This is a genomic window from Streptomyces sp. NPDC002088, assembly GCF_040296605.1.
Taxonomy (GTDB): domain Bacteria; phylum Actinomycetota; class Actinomycetes; order Streptomycetales; family Streptomycetaceae; genus Streptomyces.
This window is the reverse complement of the sequence record NZ_JBEOXO010000002.1, coordinates 159,049-185,332: the sequence shown is the minus strand read 5'-3', so window position 1 is coordinate 185,332 and position 26,284 is coordinate 159,049. Positions and strand designations below refer to the sequence as shown.

Annotated in this window: 19 protein-coding genes and 1 tRNA gene; 14 read left to right on the top strand and 6 right to left on the bottom strand. The window is 70.0% G+C overall.

Going from position 1 to position 26,284, the window contains the following annotated elements:
* Positions 1–7 precede the first annotated feature (7 nt).
* The 7 genes from ABT114_RS04560 to ABT114_RS04530 all read left to right on the top strand — a co-directional run bounded on the left by ABT114_RS04560 (position 8) and on the right by ABT114_RS04530 (position 12,591).
* Positions 8–2,356 carry a serine/threonine-protein kinase gene (locus tag ABT114_RS04560; protein ID WP_351138534.1) on the top strand — a complete coding sequence of 783 codons (2,349 nt, stop codon included), beginning with the start codon at positions 8–10 and terminating at the stop codon, positions 2,354–2,356.
* Between the two features lie 128 nt (positions 2,357–2,484).
* Positions 2,485–2,682, top strand: a complete 198-nt coding sequence (locus tag ABT114_RS04555) for a hypothetical protein (RefSeq protein ID WP_351138532.1) — start codon at positions 2,485–2,487, stop codon at positions 2,680–2,682.
* A 244-nt stretch (positions 2,683–2,926) separates the two neighbouring features.
* Positions 2,927–5,746 (top strand): type I DNA topoisomerase, encoded by a 2,820-nt coding sequence (gene topA, locus ABT114_RS04550; RefSeq protein ID WP_351138530.1) that lies wholly within the window; start codon positions 2,927–2,929, stop codon positions 5,744–5,746.
* 192 nt (positions 5,747–5,938) lie between these two features.
* Positions 5,939–9,160 carry a dTMP kinase gene (tmk, locus tag ABT114_RS04545; protein WP_351138528.1) on the top strand — a complete coding sequence of 1,074 codons (3,222 nt, stop codon included), beginning with the start codon at positions 5,939–5,941 and terminating at the stop codon, positions 9,158–9,160.
* Positions 9,161–9,438: 278 nt separating this feature from the next.
* Positions 9,439–10,644: a DNA polymerase III subunit delta' gene (locus tag ABT114_RS04540; protein ID WP_351138526.1), complete on the top strand. Its 1,206-nt coding sequence runs from the start codon at positions 9,439–9,441 to the stop codon at positions 10,642–10,644.
* Positions 10,645–10,784: 140 nt separating this feature from the next.
* Positions 10,785–12,410, top strand: a complete 1,626-nt coding sequence (locus tag ABT114_RS04535; protein WP_351138524.1) for an alpha/beta hydrolase — start codon at positions 10,785–10,787, stop codon at positions 12,408–12,410.
* A gap of 107 nt (positions 12,411–12,517) precedes the next feature.
* Positions 12,518–12,591: transfer RNA gene (locus ABT114_RS04530), tRNA-Thr, on the top strand.
* A gap of 128 nt (positions 12,592–12,719) precedes the next feature.
* Here ABT114_RS04530 and ABT114_RS04525 read toward each other — a convergent pair.
* Together ABT114_RS04525 and ABT114_RS04520 are read right to left on the bottom strand one after the other, a co-directional pair.
* Positions 12,720–14,321, bottom strand: coding sequence for a tyrosine-type recombinase/integrase (locus ABT114_RS04525; RefSeq protein ID WP_351138522.1), 1,602 nt, complete (start codon positions 14,319–14,321; stop codon positions 12,720–12,722).
* On the bottom strand, positions 14,318–14,998 hold the full coding sequence (locus ABT114_RS04520; protein WP_351138520.1) for a helix-turn-helix domain-containing protein: 681 nt from the start codon (positions 14,996–14,998) through the stop codon (positions 14,318–14,320). The genes ABT114_RS04525 and ABT114_RS04520 overlap by 4 nt, the downstream gene beginning before the upstream one ends.
* 95 nt (positions 14,999–15,093) lie before the next feature.
* On the opposite strand from ABT114_RS04520, the gene ABT114_RS04515 reads away from it, so the two are divergent.
* The 7 genes from ABT114_RS04515 (at position 15,094) to ABT114_RS04485 (ending at position 21,873) form a co-directional block, all read left to right on the top strand.
* Entirely contained in the window at positions 15,094–15,324 is a 231-nt protein-coding gene (locus tag ABT114_RS04515; RefSeq protein WP_351138518.1) for a hypothetical protein, read from the top strand.
* 227 nt (positions 15,325–15,551) lie between these two features.
* Positions 15,552–16,835 carry a DUF3631 domain-containing protein gene (locus ABT114_RS04510; protein ID WP_351138515.1) on the top strand — a complete coding sequence of 428 codons (1,284 nt, stop codon included), beginning with the start codon at positions 15,552–15,554 and terminating at the stop codon, positions 16,833–16,835.
* 408 nt (positions 16,836–17,243) lie between these two features.
* Positions 17,244–17,375, top strand: coding sequence for a hypothetical protein (locus tag ABT114_RS04505; protein ID WP_351138513.1), 132 nt, complete (start codon positions 17,244–17,246; stop codon positions 17,373–17,375).
* Positions 17,375–18,190 (top strand): DUF2637 domain-containing protein, encoded by an 816-nt coding sequence (locus ABT114_RS04500; protein ID WP_351138511.1) that lies wholly within the window; start codon positions 17,375–17,377, stop codon positions 18,188–18,190. Before ABT114_RS04505 ends, ABT114_RS04500 begins: the two co-directional genes overlap by 1 nt.
* A 292-nt stretch (positions 18,191–18,482) precedes the next feature.
* Positions 18,483–19,004 (top strand): plasmid mobilization relaxosome protein MobC, encoded by a 522-nt coding sequence (mobC, locus tag ABT114_RS04495; protein WP_502987379.1) that lies wholly within the window; start codon positions 18,483–18,485, stop codon positions 19,002–19,004.
* The gene (locus ABT114_RS04490; protein ID WP_351138507.1) at positions 19,001–20,722 is read left to right on the top strand and encodes a relaxase/mobilization nuclease domain-containing protein; all 1,722 of its coding nucleotides are present in this window, start codon (positions 19,001–19,003) and stop codon (positions 20,720–20,722) included. The genes mobC and ABT114_RS04490 overlap by 4 nt, the downstream gene beginning before the upstream one ends.
* 332 nt (positions 20,723–21,054) lie before the next feature.
* Positions 21,055–21,873 (top strand): NYN domain-containing protein, encoded by an 819-nt coding sequence (locus tag ABT114_RS04485; protein WP_351138505.1) that lies wholly within the window; start codon positions 21,055–21,057, stop codon positions 21,871–21,873.
* Positions 21,874–21,998: 125 nt separating this feature from the next.
* Here the strand turns inward: ABT114_RS04485 and tyrS are convergent, their stop codons facing one another.
* The 4 genes from tyrS to ABT114_RS04465 form a co-directional block, all read right to left on the bottom strand.
* Positions 21,999–23,402, bottom strand: a complete 1,404-nt coding sequence (gene tyrS / locus ABT114_RS04480; protein WP_351138503.1) for a tyrosine--tRNA ligase — start codon at positions 23,400–23,402, stop codon at positions 21,999–22,001.
* A gap of 97 nt (positions 23,403–23,499) precedes the next feature.
* Entirely contained in the window at positions 23,500–24,411 is a 912-nt protein-coding gene (locus ABT114_RS04475; protein WP_351138501.1) for a glycosyltransferase family 2 protein, read from the bottom strand.
* On the bottom strand, positions 24,408–25,370 hold the full coding sequence (locus ABT114_RS04470; RefSeq protein WP_351138500.1) for a hypothetical protein: 963 nt from the start codon (positions 25,368–25,370) through the stop codon (positions 24,408–24,410). Before ABT114_RS04470 ends, ABT114_RS04475 begins: the two co-directional genes overlap by 4 nt.
* Before the next feature lie 125 nt (positions 25,371–25,495).
* Positions 25,496–26,260, bottom strand: coding sequence for a class I SAM-dependent methyltransferase (locus ABT114_RS04465; protein WP_351138498.1), 765 nt, complete (start codon positions 26,258–26,260; stop codon positions 25,496–25,498).
* Between the last annotated feature and the right edge of the window lie 24 nt (positions 26,261–26,284).

Here is a 26,284-nt window from a genome sequence, read left to right as displayed (position 1 = left end):
AGGCGTGATGGCGGGGGAGACGCCGGATCAGGGCGAAGGCAGGATCATCAACGGCCGGTACCGGCTGCTGCGGACGCTGGGCGCGGGTGGCATGGGCCGCGTCTGGCGGGCGTACGACGAGGAGTTGGCCTGCGACGTCGCGATGAAGGAGATCGCGTTTCCGGACGTGCCGATGGACGCGACCGAGCCCGCGCAGCGCATCGCCCGGGCCCGCAGCGAGGCCCGGCACGCGGCGCGGCTGCGCGGCCATCCGCACGTGGCGACGGTGCACGACGTGGTGGTGCACGACGGCCTGCCCTGGATCGTCATGGAGTACGTGCCGGACGCGGTCGACCTCCAGGCGGTGGTCCGGAGGTCGGGACCGCTGCCGCCCGCACAGGTGGCCCGCATCGGGCTCGCCGTCCTCGACGCGCTCACCGCCGGGCACCGCATCGGCATCCTCCACCGGGATGTGAAACCGGCCAACATCCTTCTGGCGCCGGACGCTTCGGGCGACGCCTACGCGCGCGTGCTGCTCACCGACTACGGCATCGCACTCCAGCCGGAGTCCCGTGAGCCCCGGCTGACCTCCACCGCCGGCATCCTCGGCACGCCCGGCTACCTGGCCCCCGAGCGGGCCCGCGGCGAGCCGCCCACCCCGGCCGCCGACCTGTTCTCGCTGGGTGCCACCCTGTACGCCGCCGTGGAGGGCCGCGGCCCCTTCGACCGCCAGGGCGAGTACGCGACCCTGACGGCCCTGCTCGGTGAAGAGCCGACACCACCGGTGCGGGCCGGTGAACTAGCCCCGGTGCTCCACGGGTTGCTGGTCAAGGACCCGGTGCGCCGGTCGGCGCCGGAGGCGGTGGCACGAGGGCTGGAGCGGGTGGTGCAGAGCGCTGGAGCCGGCGCGGGCCCGGGAGCCGGGGCGGCGTCCGGGTGGGGAGCGGGGCCCGCGCAGGCGGGCTTCGGCCCGCCGCCGCCGGGATTCGGCCCGGCGCCGGGTACTCCGCAGACTCCGGGCGCCCCGCAGAGTCCGGGCACCCCTCCGACGCCGGCCACGCCTCCCACACCGCACACCCCGCCGGGCGGCCCCGGGATTCCCGTGGCGGGTGGTCCGGGAAGCGGTGGTCCGGGCGGTGGCGGTCCGGCCACGCCCGGCGGGACGCCCGGTCCGGCGCCGTACGACGCCTGGCTGCCACCGGCCCCGCAGCACGCCGCCGACTCCGGCAACCCGTACGCGCAGGGCAGCGGCTCCGCGGGCGGCTCCCCGTACGGGGGCGGGCCGTACGCGGGAGGCGGCACCCCGACGCCTTACGGAGGCGGTGGCGGTAGCATCCCACCGGCCTACTCGGGCAACAGCACACCCACGTACGCGGGAAGCACCGGTCCTTCGCCCTACGCGGCCGGCGACTACGGAACCCCCGGCGGGCCGCCCGTCGCCGGTGCCGTGAGCGGGGGCGCGCCGTCCCCCGGGGGAAAGAGGCGCGCGGCGATCGTCGCGCTCGTGGTGGCCGTCGTCCTCGTCGTGGCCGGCGGCGCCTGGGCGGCCGTATCCCTGACCGGTGACCACGGAGGCGGCGGCAAGGACAGCGTCGCCACGAAGAAGTCGCCCTCGGCGAGCGCGTCGCAGGGGTCGCCGTCGCCGACCGGACCCGTGTACCCCTACGGGGACGTGGTGGGGCTCACCGAGCCGTTGCAGACCGGGGACTGCGTCAAGGCGGTCTGGTCGGGGGCGCCGTTCGCGTCGGTGCCGAACCTCGGCGTGGTGGACTGCGCCGACGACTGGCCCGACGGGCAGGTCGTGGCGGTGGACACGGCCACCGACTACGCCGACGCCCGCGCGCAGGGCGCCAAGCGCTGCGAGAGCCAGAGCCGGACGGTCGTCGCGGCGCTGCCGGACGCGGGCGGCTACGCCGTAGTACCGACGAAGGAGGGCTTCACCGCGGCCGAGAGCGGTACGGCATGTCTCGTACTCGGCCGCCATGCGGCGATAGGCGGCGAGGTGGGCAGTTTCCGCGACGCGGGTACGGATTTGTGGATCGGTCAGATGAGCGTGGGCGACTGCTGGATCTACGAGGAACTGGACGACGGTTTCAAGGCGTCGCTCACCGACTGTGTCAAGCCGCACACGGATCAGGTGATCGGAAACATTCAGGCTCCCACCGAAATGAGCTACAAGAAGGGTGTCGACAACGCGACCAAGCTCTGCGGCAACAAGTTCGAGTCGACCTGGGCGCCGGGGACGACGCGCAAGGTGTTCGGCTGGGTGGCGGACGAGGACGACTGGAAGGCCGGATTCAACAAGGTCGTGTGCACGGTGGGCCGGACCGACAACGCGAAGACGACCGGAAAAATACCCATGCCCGGCTCGGTCTGAGGCCGGCCGGGAGATCCACAGGTCCGTCGGCCCCACGTTCACCTCGGGTTCGCCTGAGCGCCGCCCACGCGTGCCAGTCTCCTGGCGCCGGCCACTCACGGGGCGGCAGAAAAGGGGCACGGCAAGCCATGGAGAGCGGACCGGCGATCTTCACCGGAGCGGTGTTCGCCCTGTTCGGAGCCGGGTTGCTGGTGTGGACCGCGACCCGCCTCAAGCGTCGCGAACCCGTTGCCCACGGTGTGAACCCGGTCGCATCGGCGACCCTCGCCGGCGCTGCGGGAGTGGTCGCGCTGATCCTCGCCGCGTGGTGCCTCACCCGGGTCTGACACCTGCCCGGCACCCCCGCACCAGTAATTGAGAAGTCACGCTCCGCTTTGACCCGAAAAGGCTGGTGGACACTCCGGGCGGCAGGAAGGGCGGGAGTCGGGTTACCGTTCGAGTGGCCGTTGCGGGCTTTTCCCGTTTGACACGGGGGCGGGATGTACCGTCACACTCCGCAGCGTCACCATGACCCGACCCCGGGACGAAGGCCTGGGGAGGCCCCAGCGTCGACCGGAGAGAAGAGCGAAGTTGTCCCCGACCAGCGAGACCGCACAGGGCGGCCGCCGACTCGTCATCGTCGAGTCGCCTGCCAAGGCGAAGACGATCAAGGGCTATCTCGGCCCCGGCTACGTCGTCGAAGCGAGCGTCGGGCACATCCGCGACCTCCCCAACGGTGCCGCGGAGGTGCCGGAGAAGTACACCGGCGAGGTCCGCCGCCTCGGCGTGGACGTCGAACACGACTTCGAGCCGATCTATGTCGTCAACGCCGACAAGAAGGCCCAGGTCAAGAAGCTCAAGGACCTGCTGAAGGACTCCGACGAGCTCTTCCTCGCCACCGATGAGGACCGCGAGGGCGAGGCCATCGCATGGCACCTCCTTGAGGTTCTGAAGCCCAAGGTCCCGGTCAAGCGGATGGTCTTCCACGAGATCACCAAGGACGCGATCCGTGAGGCCGTCGCCAACCCGCGCGACCTCAACCAGCGCATGGTCGACGCCCAGGAGACCCGCCGTATCCTAGACCGCCTCTACGGCTATGAGGTCTCGCCGGTCCTGTGGAAGAAGGTCATGCCGCGCCTGTCGGCAGGCCGCGTCCAGTCCGTCGCCACCCGACTCGTGGTGGAGCGGGAACGCGAGCGCATCGCGTTTCGTTCCGCTGAGTACTGGGACCTGACGGGCACCTTCGCGACCGGCCGCGCGGGGGATGCGTCGGACCCGTCGTCGCTGGTCGCTCGCCTCCAGACCGTCGACGGCAGGCGGGTCGCGCAGGGGCGCGACTTCGACTCCGTGGGACAACTCAAGAGCGCGAACATCCTCCACCTCGACGAGGCGAACGCCCGCGCCCTGGCCGCCGCCCTGGAGAACACGCGGTTCTCCGTCCGCTCCGTCGAGTCCAAGCCGTACCGCCGCTCGCCGTACGCCCCGTTCCGTACGACGACGTTGCAGCAGGAGGCCAGCCGCAAGCTCGGCTTCGGCGCGAAGGCCACGATGCAGGTCGCGCAGAAGCTGTACGAGAACGGCTACATCACGTACATGCGTACGGACTCCACGACGCTGAGCGACACGGCGGTCACCGCTGCCCGCGCCCAGGTCACGCAGCTGTACGGCGCCGACTACCTGCCGGCCCAGCCGCGCACGTACGCCGGGAAGGTCAAGAACGCGCAGGAGGCCCACGAGGCGATCCGCCCCTCGGGCGATCGTTTCCGCACTCCCGCCGAGACCGGTCTCACCGGCGACCAGTTCAAGCTCTACGAGCTGATCTGGAAGCGGACCGTCGCCTCCCAGATGAAGGACGCGGTCGGTAACTCCGTCACCGTGAAGATCGGTGGCGCGGCCGCCGACGGCCGGGACGTCGAGTTCAGCGCGTCCGGCAAGACGATCACCTTCCACGGCTTCCTGAAGGCGTATGTCGAGGGCGCCGACGACCCGAACGCCGAGCTCGACGACCGCGAGCGCCGCCTGCCGCAGGTCGGCGAGGGCGACGCGCTCACGGCCGAGGAGATCACGGTCGACGGGCACGCCACCAAGCCCCCGGCCCGCTACACCGAGGCCAGCCTGGTCAAGGAGCTCGAAGAGCGCGAGATCGGCCGCCCGTCGACGTACGCGTCGATCATCGGGACCATCCTCGACCGCGGCTACGTCTTCAAGAAGGGCACGGCACTCGTGCCGTCCTTCCTGTCCTTCGCCGTGGTCAACCTCCTGGAGAAGCACTTCGGGCGGCTCGTCGACTACGACTTCACCGCCAAGATGGAGGACGACCTCGACCGCATCGCCCGTGGCGAGGCCAAGGCCGTGCCGTGGCTGAAGCGCTTCTACTTCGGTGAAGACACAGGTGCGGGCGGTGCCGCCGACGCCGGCAACGGCGACGGGGACCACCTCGGCGGGCTCAAGGAGCTGGTGACCGACCTGGGCGCGATCGACGCGCGCGAGGTGTCGTCGTTCCCCGTGGGCAACGACATCGTGCTGCGGGTCGGACGCTACGGTCCGTACGTCGAGCGCGGCGAGAAGGACTCCGAGAACCACCAGCGCGCGGACGTGCCGGAGGACCTCGCCCCGGACGAGCTGTCCGTCGAACTCGCGGAGGAACTGCTCGCCAAGCCGAGCGGCGACTTCGAGCTGGGCACCGACCCGGAGACCGGCCACCAGATCATCGCCAGGGACGGCCGCTACGGCCCGTACGTCACCGAGGTGCTCCCCGAGGGCACCCCGAAGACCGGCAAGAACGCGGTCAAGCCGCGCACGGCCTCCCTCTTCAAGTCGATGTCGCTGGACACGGTGACCCTGCAGGACGCGCTCAAGCTGATGTCGCTCCCGCGCGTCGTCGGCACGGACGCGGACGGCGTGGAGATCACCGCGCAGAACGGCCGCTACGGCCCGTACCTGAAGAAGGGCACGGACTCGCGCTCGCTGCAGACCGAGGACCAGCTCTTCACGATCACGCTGGAGGAGGCGCAGGCGATCTACGCCCAGCCCAAGCAGCGTGGCCGCGCGGCCGCCAAGCCGCCGCTGAAGGAGCTGGGCGTGGACCCGGTCAGCGAGAAGCCGGTCGTCGTCAAGGACGGTCGCTTCGGGCCGTACGTCACCGACGGGGAGACCAACGCGACGTTGCGCTCCGGCGACAGCGTCGAGGAGATCACCCCGGAACGCGGCTTCGAGCTGCTCGCCGAGAAGCGGGCCAAGGCGCCCGCCAAGAAGACAGCGAAGAAGGCCCCCGCGAAGAAGGCGCCCGCGAAGAAGGCTCCGGCCAAGAAGGCGGCTGCGACGAAGACGGCCGCCAAGAAGACCACGGCGGCCAAGAAGACGACGGCTGCGAAGAAGGCGACGGCCTCGAAGGCGGCTGCGGAGGACTGAGGAAGAAGCCGCGGACGGCTGAGATCGGCCGCGGCTCTCCGACGGCGGATCTCAGGCCGCGGGTCTCCGACGGCCCGGTTCCCTTCACCGCAGGATCGTGAAACGCACGCCCCGGCATCACTTTGGTGTCGGGGCGTGCGCACGTCCGGGCGTGCGCCCCGGGCTGTCGGTGGGTCCCGATAGGCTGAATGCATGACGCGAGCCGAGCAGCCAACGGCCAACCACCCGGCCCCGGACGACGCCCTGGTGGCAGACTCCCGCGAGCGCGCCGTCCGCGCCCTGCTGCGCCAGCCGCAGCTCAAGCGGCTGTGGAGCGCCCAACTCGTGGGAGGCGTGGGGGACATCCTCGCGCTCCTGGTGCTGGTCGTCCTGGCCCTTCAGGCGGCGATCGCCGACGGCTCCTTCGGCGGCGGGTACCGGGGCGTGGCCTTCGCGGTGGGGACCGTCTTCGGGGCACGCGTCCTGGCGACCCTGCTCTTCGGCGCCGTACTCCTCGGTCCGCTCACCTCGCTGACCTCGCAGGAGGGCCCGCTCGACCGCCGCTGGACGATGGTCGGCGCCGACGGTCTGCGGGCCGCGCTGCTGATCATCGCGCCGCTGTGGATCGACTGGACGCCCGACGACGCACTGGCGGTCCTCCTGGTCACCGTGTTCGTGACCGGTGTCGCCGAGCGCTTCTGGACGGTGTGCCGCGAGAGCGCGGCGCCCGCCCTGCTGCCCGCCCCGCCCCCGGAGGGCGCGACGGTACGACCGCTGCCGGACCACCTGGACGCCCTGCGCCGCCTGTCGCTGCGTACGAGCTTCGTGGCGATCCCCCTCGCGGCCGCCGCGCTGGCCGCCGCGGCGCTGGTCAACAACCTGCTGGGCGCCGGGATCGACTGGTTCGCCCAGCACCAGGCGGCCCTCGGGTCGTATGTCGCGGCGGGGCTGTTCGCCGCGTCTCTGTCGGTGCTGACCTTCCTGGAGCTGCCCGACGTGCGCACCCCGCGCGCGCGGTCGCCGCTGGAGGGCCTGCGCCGGCCCAAGACGGCCGCGGGCGTCGACACCGGCCGTACGGGTGCGATCCCGCTGCTGGTGCTCGCCTGCGCCGCCGTCGCCGGGGCGGTCGCCGCCGGCGTCGCCGTGTCGGTGCTGCACGCCAAGGACCTGGGCGGCGGCCCCGTGCTGTACGGGCTGCTGGTGCTGGCGCTGACCGGCGGTGTCGTGGTCGGCATCCGTACCGCCCCGGCCGTCCTGCCGACGCTTTCGCGACGCCGGCTGCTGTCGTTGGCGATCGCCTTCACCGGCGTGGCGCTGCTGGCCGCCGGGCTTGTCCCGGACGTCACCAGCGTGCTGCTGATCGTCGCGCTGGCCGGCGTCGGCGCGGGTGTGGCCGCCAACACCGGGCACACGCTGCTCGACCAGGAGGCCGAGGACCACCGGCGAGCGCGCACGACCGAGCACCTGCACGCGGTCGTACGGGTCTTCGTGGCGCTGGGTGCGCTGATCGCCCCGCTGGTGGCGGCGCTCATCGGGCCGCACCGGCTGGAAAACGGCAAGTTCGTGTTCGCGCACGGCGGGGCCGCCTTCACCCTGATGCTGGTCGGCGCACTGCTGCTGCCGGTGGCCGCGCTGGTGCTCGCCAAGGTCGACGACCGTTCCGGCGTACCGCTGCGGCACGACCTGCGGGACGCGCTGCTCGGCGGCGACGACCCGGTGCAGGCGCCCGCGGCCGGCGGCTTCTTCATCGTCCTGGAGGGCGGCGACGGCGCAGGCAAGTCCACGCAGGCCGAGGCGCTCGCCGAGTGGATCAGGGCCAAGGGGCACGAGGTCGTCCTCACACGCGAGCCCGGGGCCACGCCCGTGGGCAAGCGACTGCGGTCGATCCTGCTGGATGTGTCGTCGGCCGGGCTGTCGCACCGCGCGGAGGCGCTGCTGTACGCGGCGGATCGCGCCGAGCACGTCGACACCGTCGTACGGCCCGCGCTGGAGCGCGGCGCGGTGGTGATCTCCGACCGGTACATCGACTCGTCGGTGGCGTACCAAGGGGCAGGCCGGGACTTGTCACCGACCGAGATCGCGCGGATCTCGCGCTGGGCGACGAACGGGCTGGTGCCGCATCTGACGGTGCTGCTGGACGTGTCGCCGGAGGCCGCCCGAGAGCGGTTCACGGAGGCGCCGGACCGGCTGGAGTCGGAGCCCGCCGAGTTCCACGCGCGCGTGCGGTCCGGTTTCCTGACGCTGGCCGCCGCCGACCCCGGGCGGTACCTGGTCGTCGACGCCGCCCAGGAGCCCGAGGCGGTGACGACGGTCGTCCGGCACCGGCTCGACCAGATGCTGCCGCTGTCCGAGGCCGAGGTGAAGGCCGCGGAGGAGGCCCGCAAGGCGGCTGAGGAGGAGGCCCGCCGCAAGGCCGAGGAGGAGGCCGCGCGCAAGGCCGAGGAGGAACGCCTGGAGCGCGAGCGCCAGGAGCAGCTGGAGCGGCTGCGCGCCGAGGAGGAGGAGCGCAAGCGGCGCGAGCTGGAGGAGGCGCAGCGGCGCGAGGCCGAACGGCAGGCGGAGGAGGCCCGGCAGCGGGCCGAGGAAGCGCGCCGGCGTGCCGAGGAGGAGCGGGCACGGCTCCTCGCCGAGGAGAAGGTCCGGGCCGAGGAGGAAGCACGGCGCAGGGCCGAGGAGGAACGGCGGCGCAAGCAGGCCGAGGAGGAGGCCAGGCTGCACGCCGAGGCCGAGGCGCGGCGCCTGGAGAAGCAGCGCAAGGCCGAGGAAGCGCTGCTGCGGGCCGAGGAGGCGCGCCGGGCGGCCGAGCAGGCCGCGGCCGTCGCGCAGGCGGGGCCGCAGCCCACGGCACCGTCGGCCGCGGGCGTGACGCCGGACGCGGTGACGGTGCCGACGCCGGTGGTGACGCCGACGAACGCGTCGGGCGGGCCGGCGGACGAGACGACGGTGCTGCCGCGGGTCGAGCAGGGGCCCGGGACAAGGGCTGCCGATCAGACTTCCGGAGGGTCCGACTCCGAGGTGACGGCCGAGCTGCCGCAGCCGCAGCCGCCGGCGCCGCCCGTGCCGCCGGGCGCGGCCGATGAGACCGCGGTGCTGCCCGCGGTCGCTCCCGGGGCGGCCGACGAGACGGCCGTGCTGCCTCCCGTGCGCGGGGAGGACCCCACGGACCGGGTGCCGTCCGGGTACTTCCGGGACGAGCCGTCCGGCTCGTCCGGGCCGTCGGGGGCATCGCAGGCGGACCGTTCCGACGACCGTACGCGGGAGCTGCCGCAGGTCGACGAGCAAGGAATGCCGAGGCGGCGGGCCCGGCCCGACTGGGCCGAGGAGACGCCGCTGGACGACCTGCCGACGCTGGCGGACGAGCTGCTCGGGCCGCGCGGGGACGAGAACGAGGGGTACGGCGACGAGCCGGGGCGCAGGCGGGGCCGGGGGCGCTGAGCTCGGTCGTCTGAGCCTGAGTCTGGGCCGCTTGGGGCCCCTGGGCCCCCGGGCCCCTGGTCGGCCCGGGGCGCCTCGGTGGCCGTGCTCGCGCGGTCGGTGGCTGCGTTGTCAGTGGCTCCCCGCACAATGGATCCTGCAGCGCGAAACGGATCCCGTAACGCGAAACGGATCCCGTAACGCGAAACGGATCCCGTAATGCGAAGTAATGCGAAACGGATCCCGTGATGCGAAACGGATTCCGCACCGCGAAACATGACGAAAGGGCGGCGTGACCCATGACCGTGTGGGACGACCTCGTCGGGCAGGAGAAGGTCAGCGAGCAACTGGCCGCCGCTGCCCGGGACGCCGACGCCCTCGTCACGGCGGTCGCTGCCGACGCGCCGCTGCCCGAGGCGTCGAAGATGACGCACGCCTGGCTGTTCACCGGGCCGCCCGGGGCGGGGCGGACACAGACGGCGCGTGCCTTCGCCGCCGCGTTGCAGTGCGTGAGCCCCGACCGGGCGCTCGGCGGAGCCCCCGGCTGCGGGTTCTGCGACGGCTGTCACACGGCGCTCGTCGGCACCCACGCCGACGTCAGCACGGTCGCCGCCGTGGGCGCGGAGATCCTCGTGAAGGACATGCGGGACACGGTCCGAAAGTCGTTCACGTCACCGGCCAACGGCCGCTGGCAGGTCATCCTCGTCGAGGACGCCGAGCGGTTGAACGAGAAGTCCGCCAACGCCGTCCTCAAGGCCGTGGAGGAGCCTGCCCCCCGCACGGTCTGGCTGCTGTGCGCACCCTCGCTGGAAGACGTCCTGCCGACCATCCGCTCCCGCTGCCGCCACCTGAACCTGCGGACACCGTCCGTCGACGCCGTCGCCGACCTGCTCGTACGCCGTGAGGGCATCGAGCCCGGCGTCGCCGCTGCCGCCGCCCGCGCCACCCAGGGGCACGTCGACCGGGCCCGGCGCCTCGCCTCCGATCCGGCCGCGCGCGAGCGCCGGGCCGCCGTGCTGAAGCTGCCGCTGCGGGTCGAGGACATCGGCGGCTGTCTCAAGGCCGCCCAGGAGCTCGTCGACGCGGCCGCCGAGGATGCCAAGCAGCTCGCCGAGGAGATGGACGGCAAGGAGACCGACGAGCTGAAGGCGGCCATGGGCGCGTCCCAGGGCGGCCGGATGCCGCGCGGCACAGCGGGCGTCATGAAGGACCTGGAGGAGATGCAGAAGCGCCGCCGGACGCGGACGCAGCGCGACAGCCTCGACCTGGCCCTCACCGACCTCACCGGCTTCTACCGCGACGTACTCGCTCTCCAGCTCGGCTCCCGGATCGCCCTCGCCAACGCGGACGCCGAAGACACCCTGGAGCGCCTCGCCCGCGGCAGCAGCCCGGAGTCCACCCTCCGCCGTATCGAGGCGATCGCCGCCTGCCGCGACGCCCTCGACCGGAACGTGGCCCCGCTGCTGGCGGTGGAGGCGATGACGATGGCGCTGAGATCGGGCTGAAAGCGGCCTGGGGTCGGGCTGGGGCGCAGCGACGAGTGGTTGCCGCCGGGGCCCATCACCGCAGGTTGACGACGTAACTCTTACGAGGCGCGTTCCGCACGGAACGCATCCGAACCGTCGCACAGGGTTAGGATCTCGTGATGTACATCAGGCGCGCCCTCCGTCCGACCAGTCGAAATCCTCAGCACTGCTCCGGAGCTACCGGCACCTTCACGATCCGTACCGTCGGCACCTTGCTCGCCGCCGCGGCCCTGCTCGTCTCCGCCTGCTCCTCCGCGGGCACGACGAGTTCCGGTAGTTCGGCGGCGGAGGCGGCGCTGGCCGCGTTGCCCCGTGCCACGCCCTCCGCGCTCTCGTCGTACTACGGGCAGAAGCTGGCCTGGCGTAGCTGCGGTGTCCCCGGCTTCGAGTGCGCCACGATGAAGGCGCCGCTCGACTACGCCAAGCCCACCGCCGGCGACGTCAGGCTGGCCGTGGCCCGCAAGAAGGCCACAGGGCCGGGCAAGCCTCTGGGCTCGCTGCTGGTGAACCCGGGTGGGCCGGGCGGCTCGGCGGTCGGCTACCTCCAGCAATACGCCGGCATCGGCTACCCGGCCGAGGTCCGCGCCCGCTACGACATGGTCGCGGTCGATCCGCGGGGTGTGGCCCGCAGCGAGCCCGTCGAATGCCTCGACGGGCGGCAGATGGACGCGTTCACGGAGGTGGACGTCACGCCCGACGACCAGAAGGAGGTCAACGGACTCGTCGACGCGTACAAGAAGTTCGCGGAGGGCTGCGGCCGAGATTCCCCGAAGCTGCTCCGCCATGTCTCCACCGTCGAGGCGGCCCGGGACATGGACATCCTGCGTGCGGTGCTGGGCGACCAGAAGCTGAACTACGTGGGAGCGTCGTACGGGACGCTCCTCGGGGCGACGTACGCGGGCCTGTTCCCCGGGCGGGTGGGCCGGCTCGTCCTGGACGGCGCGCTGGATCCGTCGCTGTCCGCCCGCCAGATCAACCTCGACCAGACGGCGGGCTTCGAGACGGCGTTCCAGTCGTTCGCGAAGGACTGCGTGCGGCAGAGCGACTGCCCGCTCGACAGCAAGGACAAGACGCCCGGGCAGGTCGGCGACAGCCTCAGGGCGTTCTTCCTGAAGCTCGACGCCCACCCCATCCCCACCGGCGACGCGGACGGCCGCAAGCTCACCGAGTCCCTCGCCACCACCGGCGTGATCGCCGCGATGTACGACGAGGGGGCCTGGGAGCGGCTGCGCGAGGCGCTGAACTCGGCGATGAAGGAGAACGACGGCGCGGGCCTGCTCGCCCTCTCCGACAGCTACTACGAGCGTGACGCCGACGGCCGGTACACGAACCTGATCTTCGCCAACGCGGCGGTGAACTGCCTGGACCTCCCGGCGGCGTTCTCCTCCCCCGATCAGGTACGGAACGCCCTTCCTGCCTTCGAGAAGGCCTCCCCGGTCTTCGGTGAGGGTCTCGCCTGGTCCGCCCTGAACTGCGCGTACTGGCCGGTGAAGTCCACGGGGGAGCCGCGCCGCATCCAGGCGAAGGGCGCGGCCCCGATCGTCGTGGTCGGCACGACCCGCGACCCGGCGACCCCGTACCGCTGGGCCCAGTCCCTGGCCCGTCAGCTCTCCTCGGGCCGCCTCCTCACCTACGTGGGCGACGGCCACACCGCCTTCGGCCGTGGCAGCACCTGCATCGACTCCGCCATCAACACCTACCTCCTCCACGGCACCCCTCCGGCCAACGGAAAGCGCTGCTCGTAGCCCAGGTCACCGGCCCCGGACGCCGCACTCCGGGGCCGGTACGAAGCACCCCTCGAGACTGTGTAGACTTACCGACGTTGCTGATCGCACCATGGTGCGGACAGCGCGCCGCCTTAGCTCAGATGGCCAGAGCAACGCACTCGTAATGCGTAGGTCTCGGGTTCGAATCCCGAAGGCGGCTCCGAGAAACCCCAGGACTCACTCGCCGTGACCTGGGGTTTTTCCCTGCTCGGGGCATGATGCATCACACGGCCGGAGTGCCGCGAGATGGCTTGCGTGAGCGATGCGTGAGCGGAGCGGTCCGGTGCCCTACTTCTTGGGCTTCTTCCGCTTGCCCTTCCTCTTGGCCCTGGCCTCGGCTTTCGCCGTGTCCTTGGCCTTCTTGGCGGCCTTACGGGCCTCCTCCGCCTCGGTCTTCTGCTGAAGCGGAACCAGCTTGGCGGTGGCCTCGGCCGCGTTCTTGCCGACCTGCGGCAGAACGCTCTGGTAAATGTCCCGCGTGATCCGGGTGTCGCTGTGCCCGAGCGTGTCCGACACGATCTTCACGTCGATGCCGGCGGCGAGCATGAGCGTGGCCGCCCCGTGCCGGAGGTCGTGCAGCCGGATCGGCGGGAGCCCGGAGGCGGCGACGAGGCGCTCGAAGAGGTCGGTCAGCTTCCCGGGATGGAGCCAGGAGCCGTCTTCCTGGGTGAAGACCATGCCGGTCTCGACCCAGGCTGATCCCCACTCCTCGCGGTCCGCGTCCTGTTGTTCGCGGTGCCGCTTCAGGACGTTGACGGTGTCGTCGTCGAGGGCGACCACGCGGAAGCCGCTGTCCGTCTTGGGCTCGGAGGTCTCGACCTCCCACCCGTCCTGGACGAGCTGGGCGGAGACGGTCAGGGAGTGGTCATCGAGGTTGGTCTCCGACCAGGGCTGCGCGCATGCCTCGCCCCGCCGCAGGCCGCGGAAGGCGATCAGGTGCCACATCGCGTACAGCCGGTCCTCCGCGAGGAAGTCGAGGAACGCGCCAGTCTGTTCGGGCGTCCAGACCATGACGGGGGAGGGCTTCTCACCCGTCTGCTCCCACCTGGCGACCCGTGCGTCGGTCCACACCAGGGCCTTCGGCTTGCGCACGGGGTCGAGTTCGACGTGGGCCGCCGGGTTGAAGGTGAGGATCTGGTGGCCGATCGCGTCGTTCAACGCAGCCCGCAGCGTGGCCTTGATACGCATCCGGGTAGCCGGACCGGTCACACGCCGGAACGGCGGCATGGCGTCGATCGCCGTTTTCATCACCTTGCGGTGGGCGCGGTTGTCTGTGCCCTTCCACGGCACGGTGGCCAACTCCTCGACCGCGGCACGGCGCTGGGCGTTCTGCTCCAGGATCTCGGCATTGGCGTCGGAGATGGCCGTGAACATCTCGCTGAGATGGCTCACGCGCAGCCGATCGAGACGGTGGTGGCCGATCCGAGGCTTCAAGTGGAACCGGATATCGGTCTCGTAGCGGCTGAGTCCCGACTTGCGGATGCGTTTGCCGTCGAGCCATCGGTCGAGCCACTCGCCGACGGTCAGGCGGCCGATCAGGTCCTGACCGGACTTCAGACGCCGCCGGGTCTCCTCGACATCCGGCAGTGGCGACTTCTCGTCGCCGACCTCCTCCAGCATGGCGGCAATCAGCTCCATGCCCTCGGGGTCGTCGCTGTCGGCGAGGCCGAGCAGGGCGCGGACGTGGTCGAGGTCCGCCTGGGCGGCCTTGAGGGAGTCGTAGCCGGCGCGGCTGAAGGAGCGGCGGGTGCCGTCGGCGCGGGGCGGGAGCTCCTGGCGTATGGAGTACGAGCCGTGCTTGCGGCTGGAGAGCTTCGGGCACTTCTTGCCGAGCGGCTTACCGGTGTGGGCGTCGCGGCAGTAGCAGCGGCGGTGGGTGGAACCCTTCAAAGATCATTCTCCTCATTGGTGTTGCCGGTGTGCGGGTCGACGTCGGCGAGTTCGGGCGGCAGGTGCGGTGGTGTGCCGCCGTCTTCGCGGATGAAGGCGCGGGCGCTGCTGAGCCGGTACTTGGCTTCCAACACCCTTTCGGCGTAGTCGGCTTGGGCGAGTACGGCTTCCTCGCGTTCGGCCTGGTTGGGTGCCGTCTCGGCTTTCCAGCGCTCGTGCTTCTCGCCCTTCAGGGCGGCCAGGGCGGCGCGCTGGTGGCGGACGTGGGCGCGGAAGGAGCGGAGCATGTCGTCTTCCATGCCGAAGTCCTCCCTGTCGCCGGTGAACCAGCGCATGGCGTCCCAGGCCGGTTCGGAGTCCTGCAGGGGAAGGCGCTGGACTCGGTCGACGTAGCCGACGGGGTAGAGCAGGCAGATGGGGTAGGTCCGCAGGGCTTCGGCGAGGACGAGGACGTCGACCAGGGGCAGGTTGGCGCGGCGGCCGGACTCCATGTTGGCGATCACGTTGCGGGGGATCGGGTGGCCGATCTCCGCGCAGCGGTCAGCTAGGTCCTGGGCGCTCATGCGCAGCTCCTTCCTTCGTCTGCGGACCTCGGCGGCCACCGTGGCCATCACCTGATCCACCCACTCCGGGACGTCGTCCTCGTCATCTCTAGGATCGAAACCGCGTTGTGTCATGGAGACACATTAGCTTCCCGATGATGGTTAGTGATCGCCTGGAGCCGGACGTGATGCCGCATTCGCCGAGGGCTCACTTATGGACGGAGCACCGCATGGGCAATAACGAGACCGCGGAGCAGCCCAAGGGCATGACGCGAGAAGAGCTGCTTGCCTTGCCCGCCGCCGTTGACCTGGACACCGGCAACCGCGCACTGGGGCTGGGGCGGAGCAAGGGCTACGAGCTGGCCAAGCGCGGCCAGTACCCGTGCAAGGTCCTGCGCCTGGGCAAGGCGTACCGCGTTGTGACCGCCGACCTGCTGAACCTGCTCGGCCTGGCCGCATGACCACCCGAGCCCATAGCAGACGCTTCTGCGTTGAGCTGACACAGAAACGCTGGACTGTGGCCGGGCGTGGACGTACTGTCCGTGTTCCCTCGCCCCGGCCAAGGAAGCGAGAAAGCCCCCGGCGCGCCAACGCCGGAGGCTCCGCACACTCCACTGCCCGCATTCCAACGAACGACCTGCGTGAGTCGGGCCTGCATGCCCGACGTCACCGGATAAGGAGCTGCCCTGTGCAACCTACGACACCCGAGCCCTATTCCGCACCCGGCAAGGCGGTATGGCCGGCGGTCGCGGTACCCGGCCGGCCCGGCCACGCGCCCGAAGCCGCCCCGGAGGTCGATGAGCGGGTGCCGGATACGGTTCCGGTGGATCAGCCCGCTGAGGAGGCGGTGCCGGATCCAGAGCCGACGTACGGCTCCGAGCTGCTGGACGAACTGCATGCGCAGATAGCCCAGTTCGTGATCCTGCCCTCGCCGGAGGCGCTGGACGCGGTCACGCTGTGGGTGGTGGCGACGCACCTGCAGCCCGCGTGGCAGCACGCTCCGCGCCTGGCGGTGGTGGGGCCGGCGAAGCGGTGCGGCAAATCGCGGCTCCTGGACGTGCTGACCGAAACGGTCCACGAGCCGATGCTCACCATCAACACCACGCCGGCGGCAATCTTCCGCTCCATCACCGACGAACCGCCCACCCTGCTGGTGGACGAGGCTGACACCATCTTCGGCACGCCGAAGCAGGCGGAGAAGAACGAGGAGATGCGCGGCCTGCTCAACGCCGGCCACCAGCGCAACCGGTATGTCACCCGCGTCGTCGGCAACGACCACACCCCGCACCGGTTCGCCACCTTCGCCATGGCCGCGCTCGCGGGGATCGGTGACCTGCCCGACACGATCATGGACCGGTCGGTGGTGATTCGTATGCGCCGCCGGGCCGAGGGTGAGAGCGTTAGGCCCTTCCGCTCCCGCCGCGACACCCCAGCCCTTCACGACCTGCGCGACCGCATCGCCGCATGGGCACGGCCGCTGTTGGACGAGGCAGCCGACCTGGAACCGGACATGCCGGTCGAGGACCGCGCCGCCGACACCTGGGAGCCCCTGGTGATCGTCGCCGACCTCGCCGCCGGGCCCTGGCCCCGCCTCGCCCGCGCGGCATGCGCGCAGATGGTCACGGCCGAAGCGGCGGCCGAGGAAGACCACCCCAGCTCAGCGCGGATCCTGGCCGACATCCGGCGGGTCTTCGTCGCCCAGCGCGAGGTCGACAGCCTCTCCACGGACGAACTCCTCCACCACCTGCGCCAGGACCTGGAAGGCCCTTGGGCTGAGTGGGGGCGCAACGGGCTGAGCCCGCGTGAGCTCGGCTCGCTGCTGCGCGACTTCGACATCAGGCCCGGCAATGTCCGCCTCGCCGATGGCACCCAGCGCAAGGGCTACACGCGCAACAAGTTCCTCGACGCGTGGCGCCGCTACTGCCCGACCGTCCACCCGGTCGACACCGGCCCCGCCCGCAGCGAGGGCTGAGCCCCGTCCCGCCCTCGGTTGCCGTCCTTGCCGTCCTTGCCGTCCTTGCCGTCCCTGCCGTAATCCCGCAGGTCAAACGGCATACGGGCAAGACGGCAACCGGGGCCAGGACGGCAACACGATCATGAACGCCGTTGCTGCCCGCCGGGGCGCCGCCCGCTTCCGTCTTGTGCCGTCCCTCACGTCCACGCCGTATCACCGCAGGTCACGCCACACGCGGACGGGACGGAAAACGGATTCGAACCGTCCACGGCTCCCGAGCCGCCGCCACCGCCTTAACGCGCCACGAGGACGTGACGGCACCGCCAAGACGAAATGCCGACGCCCCTGCCGTACCGGCCCTGACCTGCGCTTGCAACGGCCAAGACGGCAAAGACGGACCACGCCACCACCGCAGGAGTATCCCGCTTGACCACCCTCGCCATACCCATCCATCGCACGACCTCCCACCGGGCGTCCGGCCGGGATCGCGCCATGACCCTCACCCTCGGCGCCAACAGCTGCGTCCTGTCCTACGACGCGCTCAGGGGCGGCAAGTGATGACCAAGCAAGCTGCCGAACGGTATGCACTCGGCGCGGCAGGAGTCGTCATCATCGCCCTCACCGCCGGCGGGTTCTGGCTCTCGTACGCGCACCTCGCCGAGGTCGCCGGCCAGCACGGGCTCAAGAACTCCCCGGTCCGCCAGTGGGCCTGGCCCGCAACCTTGGATGCCTTCATCGTCGCGGGCGAGCTGCTGATGCTCCGCGCGGGCTTGCGCCGGATACCGGACTGGTGGGCCATCGGCCTCACGGCCGCCGGATCAGTCGGCTCCATCGCGCTCAACGTCGCTGGGGTCAGCCGTGCAGGGAACGCCGCCCATGTCCCTCTCCTCGACTACGTGGTCGCCGCGGTTCCCCCGACTGCCGCGCTGCTGGCCTTCGGCGTCCTGATGCGGCAGATCCACCAGCTCGTCGCCGACCCAACTGACGCCACCGAACGCCACGACGGTCTCCCGGAGCCAGTGGGTCTCGACGTGGCGGACGGTCAGGCCGATGTGGCTCGGGGTTCTGCCGAGGTGGCGCAGGGCGCCGCCACTGTGACGGAATCCCCACAGTCTCCTGCCGAGCCGGAAGACCAGAAGCCCAGCGTTGTGTCCGATGAGTACCTCGCGATCGCCCGTACCGCGCCACTGGGACGCGGAGACCGTGCCTCGCGCCGCCACATCGAAGCGACGATCCGCGGCAAGGGCCTCCCCATCGGCAGGGCCGACGCGGAAAGGCTCAAAGACGTCCTGCAGGCCGAACTCGATGAGGCCGCATCTCAGCGGCAGGACCTCGACAAGACCGCCGCTGGCGCTCCCATCGCTCCGGCGTAACTCACATCGCTCGTCCCCGCGCAGGTCAGCGCGGGGACGAGCGACCGCCCCGCAACGAGTCAACCCGACATCGCCGCTCCATCCGTCCTTGCCCTGGCAGGTATGGGACGAGTTCGTCCAGTCGCTGACTGGCCATCAACACCCCACGGAGAACCGCACCATGCGCAACCAACACCACGAACCCCCTACGCACCAGCAGGAGATGACCACCACCCCAGCCCCAGACGCGTCAGCAAGGTATCCCGCTGGACCGTCCAGGGACGGCCGCAACGGGGAAGCCTCCGCCCCGGGGGTGGCGGAGGACCTCGGGCACCAGGGGGCACCCGAGGGGGAACAGTCCGCCGACACCGCCGCCGCCCAGCTGCCGCGTGCCGCCGAAGCCGCCGCGCTGCACCGTGTCGCCCGCCGCCGTAAGCCCGACCCGAACGGCCAGCGCAAGGAGCGTGTCGATGCCCGCTACAGCGTCGACGAGAAGGTCGACATCCTGCGCATGGCCCGGTCGCTGAACATCGCTGGCGCCCACTACGTCGGCGCCGTCGTCATGGCCCACGTCCACGGCGACCTCGCCCTGCCCGGCCAGCGCACCCCGCTCGACGACTACATTGACGAGCTGACCGCCCTGCGTGGCGAGGTCGCCAAGATCGGCCACAACATCAACCAGATCGCCAAGAAGCTGAACTCCGGTGGTGATCCACAGCCTGGGGATACCGCCCTCCTGGCCCAGGCCGAGCAGACCCTGACCGCCGTCGGCGCCACCGTTCGCCACATCGCGGCAGCCGCGAACCAGGCCGTCACCACAAAGGCGGCCCGATGATCGCGAAGATCAGCAACGGCAAAGACACCGCCGGATTGATCCGGTACCTGTTCGACACGAAGAAGGCCAAGGACCACACCGACCCCCACCTGGTCGCCTCCTGGGACGGCTTCGCCCCCGACCCCGGCCGCACCGACGACTTCGACGCCACCAGGAAGCTCCTCGTGGCCGACCTCAACCTGCACGTCAAGCAGGCCCGGCGACTGGGCCGCGCCCCCGAGAAGTACGTGTGGCACTGCTCGATCCGCGCTGCCGAGAGTGACCGCCTTCTCAACGACGAGGAGTGGGCCGACATCGCCCGCCGGGTGGTGGCGGCCACCGGCATCGCGCCGGACGGTGACCCAGACGGCTGCCGGTGGGTCGCCGTCCGCCACGCCCCCGACCACATCCACATCGCCGCCACCAAGGTCCGCAGCGACCTGAGCACCGCCCGGCACTGGAACGACTACCTCACCGCCGACCGCGAACTCGCCGCCATCGAGAAGCAATACGGCCTCTTTCGAGTCGTACGCGGTGACCGCACCGCCGCCAAGCGGCCCACTCGCGCCGAGCAGGAGAAGGCCCGCCGCTCCGGTTACGAGAAGCCCGCCCGTGAACGCCTGCGCACCACCGTGCGCACCGTCGTGGCCGCTGCTTCCAACGTGGAGGAGTTCGTCCACTTGCTGAGCCACATCGACGGCGTGCTCGTCGAGGTCGTGTACTTCCCCTCGGGTGATGTGCGCGGTTACAAGGTCGCTGCCGAAGACACCACCACCGCCGACCACGAGCCCGTCTGGTTCTCCGGCTACGAACTCTCCCCAGACCTCTCCTTCCCCAAGATCCAAAAGTGCCTGGAAAACATCGACCCGCAGCCCGCTGGGCAGCCGGGCCAGCGCAGGCCCAACCCCTGGCACCAGGCCACCGCCGCCACCGAACGCATCCCCCACCACCTCAACCAGACCGACGACGAAGCCTCCCAGGCCCACCTCGCCGCCTTCGGCGAAGCCCTCGACGCCCTCCCGCTCCTCGCTCCACAGGCCCTGCGGCCCCAACTGCGTGAGGCGGCGACCGCGTTCGAGCGCGCCACTCGCTCCCGCATCCGCGCCGAACACCACCACGCTCGTGCTCTGCGCGGCGCCGTACGGGCGATGGTCCGCGAGCCCGCCCCCAAGGACGGCGCCATCCTGGCGATGTTCCTCGACGCGGCGATCCTCGTGGTCATTGCCGCTGCCCGCTGGCACCAGCTCCGCCACCACGACCAGCAAGTCGCAGCGGCCCACCAGAGCCTGCTCCACCTCCAGGCCGCCTACGACCAAGCAGCCGCCGCACCACTGGCCGCTCTCGCACAGCGTCAGCCGCCCCAGCAGGCCGTGGAGCGGCAGATCCGCCGCCTGCGCCAGGTCGTGCCCGAGCACGCGGAGCAGGTCATCGAAGACCCTGCTTTCGCGGCTCTCACCGTCGCCCTCGCCCAGGCGGAAGCAGCCGGACACGACCCGGAGCGGCTCCTCCAACAGGTCGCCGACCAGCGCGCCCTGGACGACGCCGACTCCCCCGCACGAGTCCTGACCTGGCGCATCCAACGCCTCAGCGCAAGGGCGGCACCCAGCGCACGAGCCCGCGACGCAGCACAGGCCCGAAGTACAGCACGAGTCGGCATCGCAGCACAGCGCCACGACGCTCCAGGGCCCACGGCAGCAGCCGCCCCGGCCCCGCAGCCGTCACAGGCCCGGCGGCGCTGATCACGACCGCACGGACAGCCTGGGGGTGAGCGGCTCCAGATTCTCCTGGCGATCCACGGCGCCAAGGCTCAGCATGCGCCTGCATCACGCGGTCCACGAGGTGCTGGAAGGTCAGGTCGAACCCCTCGCCGATGTGGACGAGGTGCTGGGTCAGGTTGGTGGCCGGTTGCGGGTCGGTTATGTCACGTTGGCACTCCTTGAGGTCGTTGCGAGCGCGTACGGCGGGCGAGGAGGAGATCCGCCAGTTTCACCGAGATCGCGATTATTGCCCCCTCAGGGGATGAAACCGCTTAGCATCACCACCGCACGGCTTCGATCACGACAGGAGCAGCATGGACGCCAGCGCGAACGCCGCGAAATTAGCGGTGCTCATCGACGCAGACAACGCCCAACCCGGGATTGTCGAGAGCCTGCTGGCCGAGGTCGCCAAGTACGGCACCGCTCACGTCAAGCGAGCCTACGGCGACTGGACAGGGACTTCACTTAAGGGCTGGAAGGATCAGCTGCTCAAACAGTCGATCCAGCCCATCCAGCAGTTCGCCTACACCAAGGGCAAGAACGCCACCGACGCGGCCATGGTGATCGACGCCATGGACCTGCTCTACACAGAACGCTTCGACGGATTCTGCATCGTCTCCAGCGACAGCGACTTCACTCGCCTGGCCGCCCGGATCCGCGAGTCTGGCCTGACGGTATATGGGTTCGGTGAACGCAAAACGCCCAAGCCGTTCGTCGCGGCGTGCGACAAGTTCATCTACACGGAAAACCTCACGTACAGCCCGAGCATCCCGCAGGCTGCGGGCGTGATGCCGCGACAGACCGCGCAGGCTGCAGCGGGCAGGTTGAGGGACGCTGGGCTGGAGGACTTGCTGCGCAGTGTCGTGGAGGCGGCTTCGAACGACGACGGCTGGGCTCACCTCGGCGGCGTCGGTGACATCATCAGGAAGCGCCGACCCGACTTCGACCCCCGAAGTTATGGCTATCCCAAGCTCATGGGGCTCATGGAGGCGATCGGGCTGTTCGACGTGGACAAACGCGACCCGGGTGACGGGAAACCACCCGTGATCTATGTCCGCGATCAACGCTACAAGGACGAAACACCGGCCCTCGTGCCCGCGGATACCCAGGTTGGTGTCCAATCGGCCCAGTAGGCCAACTCCGTGCCGTAGTCGCGCCTTTGCCGCTCCGGAGAGCTACGCCTGCACCAGGCTCTGTGCCGCAGAGGCCAACCAGAACGGCGCCGACTCGCGAAGGTGAGTCGGCGCCGCGCCTGATCTCAGACGTCGATGCGGGCGACCTTGCGGCCCACCTTGAGGTACAGCTCGGCACCTTCGAGCGCGCCGATCTCGCCGACGACTTCGCCGAGCGTCTGCTGAACAGAAGCCTCCGTGAGTGGCGTCGGCTGCTGGTCTCCGTTCGACTCGCGGATCAGACGGAGGCCCTTCTGCTGAGCCACACGGCGCACGGCGGAAATGCTTGGAGCGAAGTCCAGCGTGCGGCTGATCAGCGCCCCGAGCGTGTCCTCGCCGTGGTCCTTCAGGGAGATGACGGGGAGGTTCTGGGTGTCCCCGAAAGAGCGCTTGGAGAAGCGCGCCGTGAACTCCGCGCGAGCGGCGGCGGCAGCGTCCAAGCCGTGGAGGGCGGCGACCACCTCGCCGGCGAGGATGCGCTTGATCGCCATCGGGTGCGCGGTCCCCTCCTCTAGGCGCTTGGTGACCACGCGGATCTCGGCGTCCGTCCACTCGGTGAGCAGCTGGAGGTACGGCTCGGTCAGGTGGTCGGGGATGGACATCAGCCGGCCGTAGACGTCATCAGGCGACGCCGTCAGGCCCACGTAGTTGCCCTTGCTCTTGCTCATCTTGGTGCCCGTGCCGTCGGTGCCCTCGATGAGCGGGGTGGTGATGACGACCTCGGGGTCCTGCTCCGAGATCTCCATGACCTTGCGGCACATCTGGAGGTTCAACAGCTGGTCCACACCGCCGAGTTCGACATCGGCGTCGATGGCCACGGAGTCCCAGGCCATGACGACGGAGTAGACGAACTCGGCGACGGACAGCCCATGGCCATCGGCTAGCCGGGTGCGGAAGTCCTCGCGCTGGAGCGACATGGAGACCGGCACCCGGGCAAGAACCCCGACGAGCTCCGGCAGGGTGACCTTGTTCAGCCACTCGCCGTTGAAGCGCAGGTCGGCACGCTCGAAGTCGATGAACGGCGTGACCTGCTGCTGGTAGCCGCTCAGGTTGCGGGCGATGTCCTCGTCGGTGAGGGGCGGTCGATCCGAGGACCGTCCCGACGGGTCACCGATCTTGGCCGTCACGTCACCGATGATGAAGACGACGTGGTGGCCCATCCGCTGGAACCGGCTGGCGATGATGATCGGTACCGCGTGGCCCAGGTGGACGTCGGGCGAGGTCGGGTCGATGCCGTACTTGACGACGAACGGGCGTCCGGCGGCCTGCGCGGCTTCGATCTTCTCGGCGAGTACCGTGGCCGAGGGGATCAGGTGGTTCGCACGCCCCTCGACCAGTGCGGCCTGCTCCTCGGGGGAGAGGTCGGAGAGGTCCAGGGAGCGCCGTGCTGTTGTCTCGCTGAGCAGCTGCGCGGCCGTATAGTCCGCGCCCAGGTCTGCCCCATCGAGGATGTGCATGACACGGGTGACAGACTCGCTCAAACGGCTCATGGCGCTTATACGCTCCTGGGTCGGACAACTGGCCTGACCAGTAGGGATTGGAAGCGGCGATTTTATCATCGCCGCCCTCGTCGCATCACTGGAATGATCACGGTTGAGCCCGCTCTCCTTGGGCCGTCGAGAGCTGTACTAGCGGCCGGCCCACGATCGCACTGGAGAGGGAGCGGAGCCACGGGGCTATTGGGTCTCGGGCTCGGAGCGTGGCGATGAGCATCCCAGGAAGCAAGATCATGGCGGGTAGGTGCTTTTTTCGCTGCAGGGCGGATTCCACTCTGTGCCCGGAAGCGAGTGCGCGGAAATGCTGGGAGATCCCCCTGAGCTGGCGAGTGGTCGCCCAGGTGGGAGGGTTCCCATACATCATGCGGAGCCGATCCGAGAGTCCCAGACACACCTCGGCCCGATAATCCTGCGACAGGCCGGGCGTACTTCGGTCGGTCATGCTGTGGGAGTGGACCCGATAGAAGGTCAACGGGTCCTGGAGGACGGCACCGCGGCCGGCCTCGCGCAGCGCGTGGAAGAAGATCTCGTTGCTCACCGGCAGGAGACTGAGGGCAGCCCCGCGATGGACCACCAGCGTGCTCGTGTTTCCGCCCGGGTGCGGGTCTTTCAGCTTGGGTTTTCCGTTGGAGTCGACGACGTTTTCCCAGTGCTCGATGAACAGCGTTTCACCCGTCATCGCCTCGGCGCATGTACGTAGCTTCGATGGGTGGAACCAGTCATCGGCGTCGAGCGGAGCGACCCAGTCGCCTGTGCTGAGGAGAAAGGCGTCGGTCAAGGTTTGGCCGAAACCTTGCTGGCTCCTCCGGATGACCTTGACGTTCTTTTCGTGGCGACGGCATACCTCCTCAGTTTCGTCGTTGGATCCGTCGTCGATGACGATGATTTCGTGGAGGACGAAGTTTCCGGGCTCCTGTTCCAGACAGCTTGTTATGGCCTGGTCGAGATATCGGCCGTAGTTGTGGCACAGGATCACGCACGAAATACGCGGAGTGGCGCTCACCTGTCACCCCCGTACACGCGGGCGTAGTCGTCCAGGATCGTCTTGTGTTCCTGGGTCCTGTAGTCGAGGAACTCGGGGTCGAGGCGGCGGGGCTTGGAGCCGAGCCGTGCTGCCGCTTTCTCCAGCGCGGTCAGGAACTTCTCTCCGAAGAGGTTGGGATGCCCCTGCGACCAGTCGAACCATTCGGGTTCCTCGACGAATCCCTTGTGCCGCTCGTACTGCTCGGGCAAGTGCCCTGTGAGGGAGCAGACCGGAAGCAGGTTCAGGTCGAAGGCCAGTTCCAGCTGCCCGGAGTGACTCCCCCAGAGGTACGGCAGCAGCAGGGAGTCCGAAGCCAGCCCGGCTCTGACCACTTCGTCGTCCCTGGGATACGGGCGCATGGTGAGGCGGATACGGGGATCGTGCCGGGCCGTCTCCAGGAGCAGCGGGGCACGGCCGGCGTCAGCGAAGTCCGCAGGGCTGAACGCGCGCAGGAGGACGTGGAGCGTGCTGTGGGGATCCGTGATCCCCAGGCTCCAGTTGGCCATGGTGGACAACTGATCCCTGCTGGCCCGGGAGGCACCGAACATGAGGTACCTGGCCCCCGGGCCCCTCACCTCGCGCTCCAGGTCAGCCAGCGACTCCGGGGCAGCGACGTATCCGTGGGGGATGACCGTTGCAGTGACACGCTCGCCGAGGACCTCCGTCAGCTTCGTGACGGATCCCTCAGTGAGACAGACCCAGCTGACCTCGGCAGATCGGAGCAGCCGCAGCCGCTCGACGAAGCCTTCGGCGTTGCCGACCATGGACCGGGTGTCGTGGGCGGTGAAGACCACGTTGACCCCGTAGCCCAGGCACGCGTCGAGCAGGCGCTCCAGGGTGGCGATGTCCTCGAAGTCGATGTGGTGCAGGTGCAGGACGTCGAGCCACGTGAGAGGGCCGTGTTCGAGGAGCCATGCGGCGCTGACCGCCTCTGGCACAGTCTCGCCCGTGGGAATCTCTGTCCCGTTCAGGATGTGGAAGTCAGGGCTCTGGAGCTTCCACGCGTACGGGGTACGAGCCGGCAGGTGAACGACACGCAGGCCCCTGGACCGGGGAACCGCCGTCACTGTTCTCCCACCTCCGTCCCTCCCACACCGACGAGGAGCAGCTGGGTGGATAGACCGTTGGAGGCGTCGTCGCTTCGGGTGAGGCCCGCGTAGTGGATCTCGAATCCGGAGGCCCGCAGCAGCGCCTGGAACTCGTCGCTTGCCCACTCCCGCACATGGCTGGGGTTGCGCGGCGGTCCAGGGGTGTCGTAGCCGCTGCGGCACTCACGGGCCGGTGTGGACAGGACGGCAGCGGCGCTGCCCTCCCGCAGCAGGCCCAGGATGAGGGACAGGGCCGGGGCCGGGTCCACCAGGTGCTCGATCACGTCGGAGCAGATCACCACGGACCGGCGGACGAGGTCCGGGTCGAGCGGCAGCCGCTCTGCCGATTCGAGGTCCGCCTCCACCCACTGTCCGAAGGGGTGGTTGTTGTGGCACCAGCGCAGGTTGTCCCCGAAGTCCACGCCGACGAAGGTCCAGTCAGGGTGCTCGGCGGCCAGGGAGGCCAGCTTGCCCGCCTGCCCACAGCCGATGTCGATCACGACGTCCCGGCCGAGCTCCTCGGCCCGCTCAGCGGCGTAGGGGTAGACGTCGGGCTGCCAGGTGACGGTGTCGTCCGTCTCGTCGAGGAAGTACTCGACCTCGCTCCGGCTGCGGTAGCCACGGCGAATGAAGAAGGTCTCGGGGTCGCCTATCGGCTGCGAGGTATCGGAGACGCCCGGGGGCTGCGGGGCATTGGGGCCGGTCAGGGGTCGTGTGGGGGTCGTAGTGTCCGCGTGCACAGTCAGTCTCCTTGGTTGCTCGGG

What these genes read in the sequence shown, in the direction of transcription:
- ABT114_RS04560 (WP_351138534.1), top strand. Translation starts at nt 8, where the DNA reads ATGGCGGGGGAGACGCCGGATCAGGGCGAAGGCAGGATCATCAACGGC.
- ABT114_RS04555 (WP_351138532.1), top strand. Translation starts at nt 2,485, where the DNA reads ATGGAGAGCGGACCGGCGATCTTCACCGGAGCGGTGTTCGCCCTGTTC.
- tmk (WP_351138528.1), top strand. Translation starts at nt 5,939, where the DNA reads ATGACGCGAGCCGAGCAGCCAACGGCCAACCACCCGGCCCCGGACGAC.
- ABT114_RS04540 (WP_351138526.1), top strand. Translation starts at nt 9,439, where the DNA reads ATGACCGTGTGGGACGACCTCGTCGGGCAGGAGAAGGTCAGCGAGCAA.
- ABT114_RS04535 (WP_351138524.1), top strand. Translation starts at nt 10,785, where the DNA reads ATGTACATCAGGCGCGCCCTCCGTCCGACCAGTCGAAATCCTCAGCAC.
- ABT114_RS04520 (WP_351138520.1), bottom strand. Translation starts at nt 14,998, where the DNA reads ATGACACAACGCGGTTTCGATCCTAGAGATGACGAGGACGACGTCCCG.
- ABT114_RS04515 (WP_351138518.1), top strand. Translation starts at nt 15,094, where the DNA reads ATGGGCAATAACGAGACCGCGGAGCAGCCCAAGGGCATGACGCGAGAA.
- ABT114_RS04500 (WP_351138511.1), top strand. Translation starts at nt 17,375, where the DNA reads ATGACCAAGCAAGCTGCCGAACGGTATGCACTCGGCGCGGCAGGAGTC.
- ABT114_RS04490 (WP_351138507.1), top strand. Translation starts at nt 19,001, where the DNA reads ATGATCGCGAAGATCAGCAACGGCAAAGACACCGCCGGATTGATCCGG.
- ABT114_RS04485 (WP_351138505.1), top strand. Translation starts at nt 21,055, where the DNA reads ATGGACGCCAGCGCGAACGCCGCGAAATTAGCGGTGCTCATCGACGCA.
- tyrS (WP_351138503.1), bottom strand. Translation starts at nt 23,402, where the DNA reads ATGAGCCGTTTGAGCGAGTCTGTCACCCGTGTCATGCACATCCTCGAT.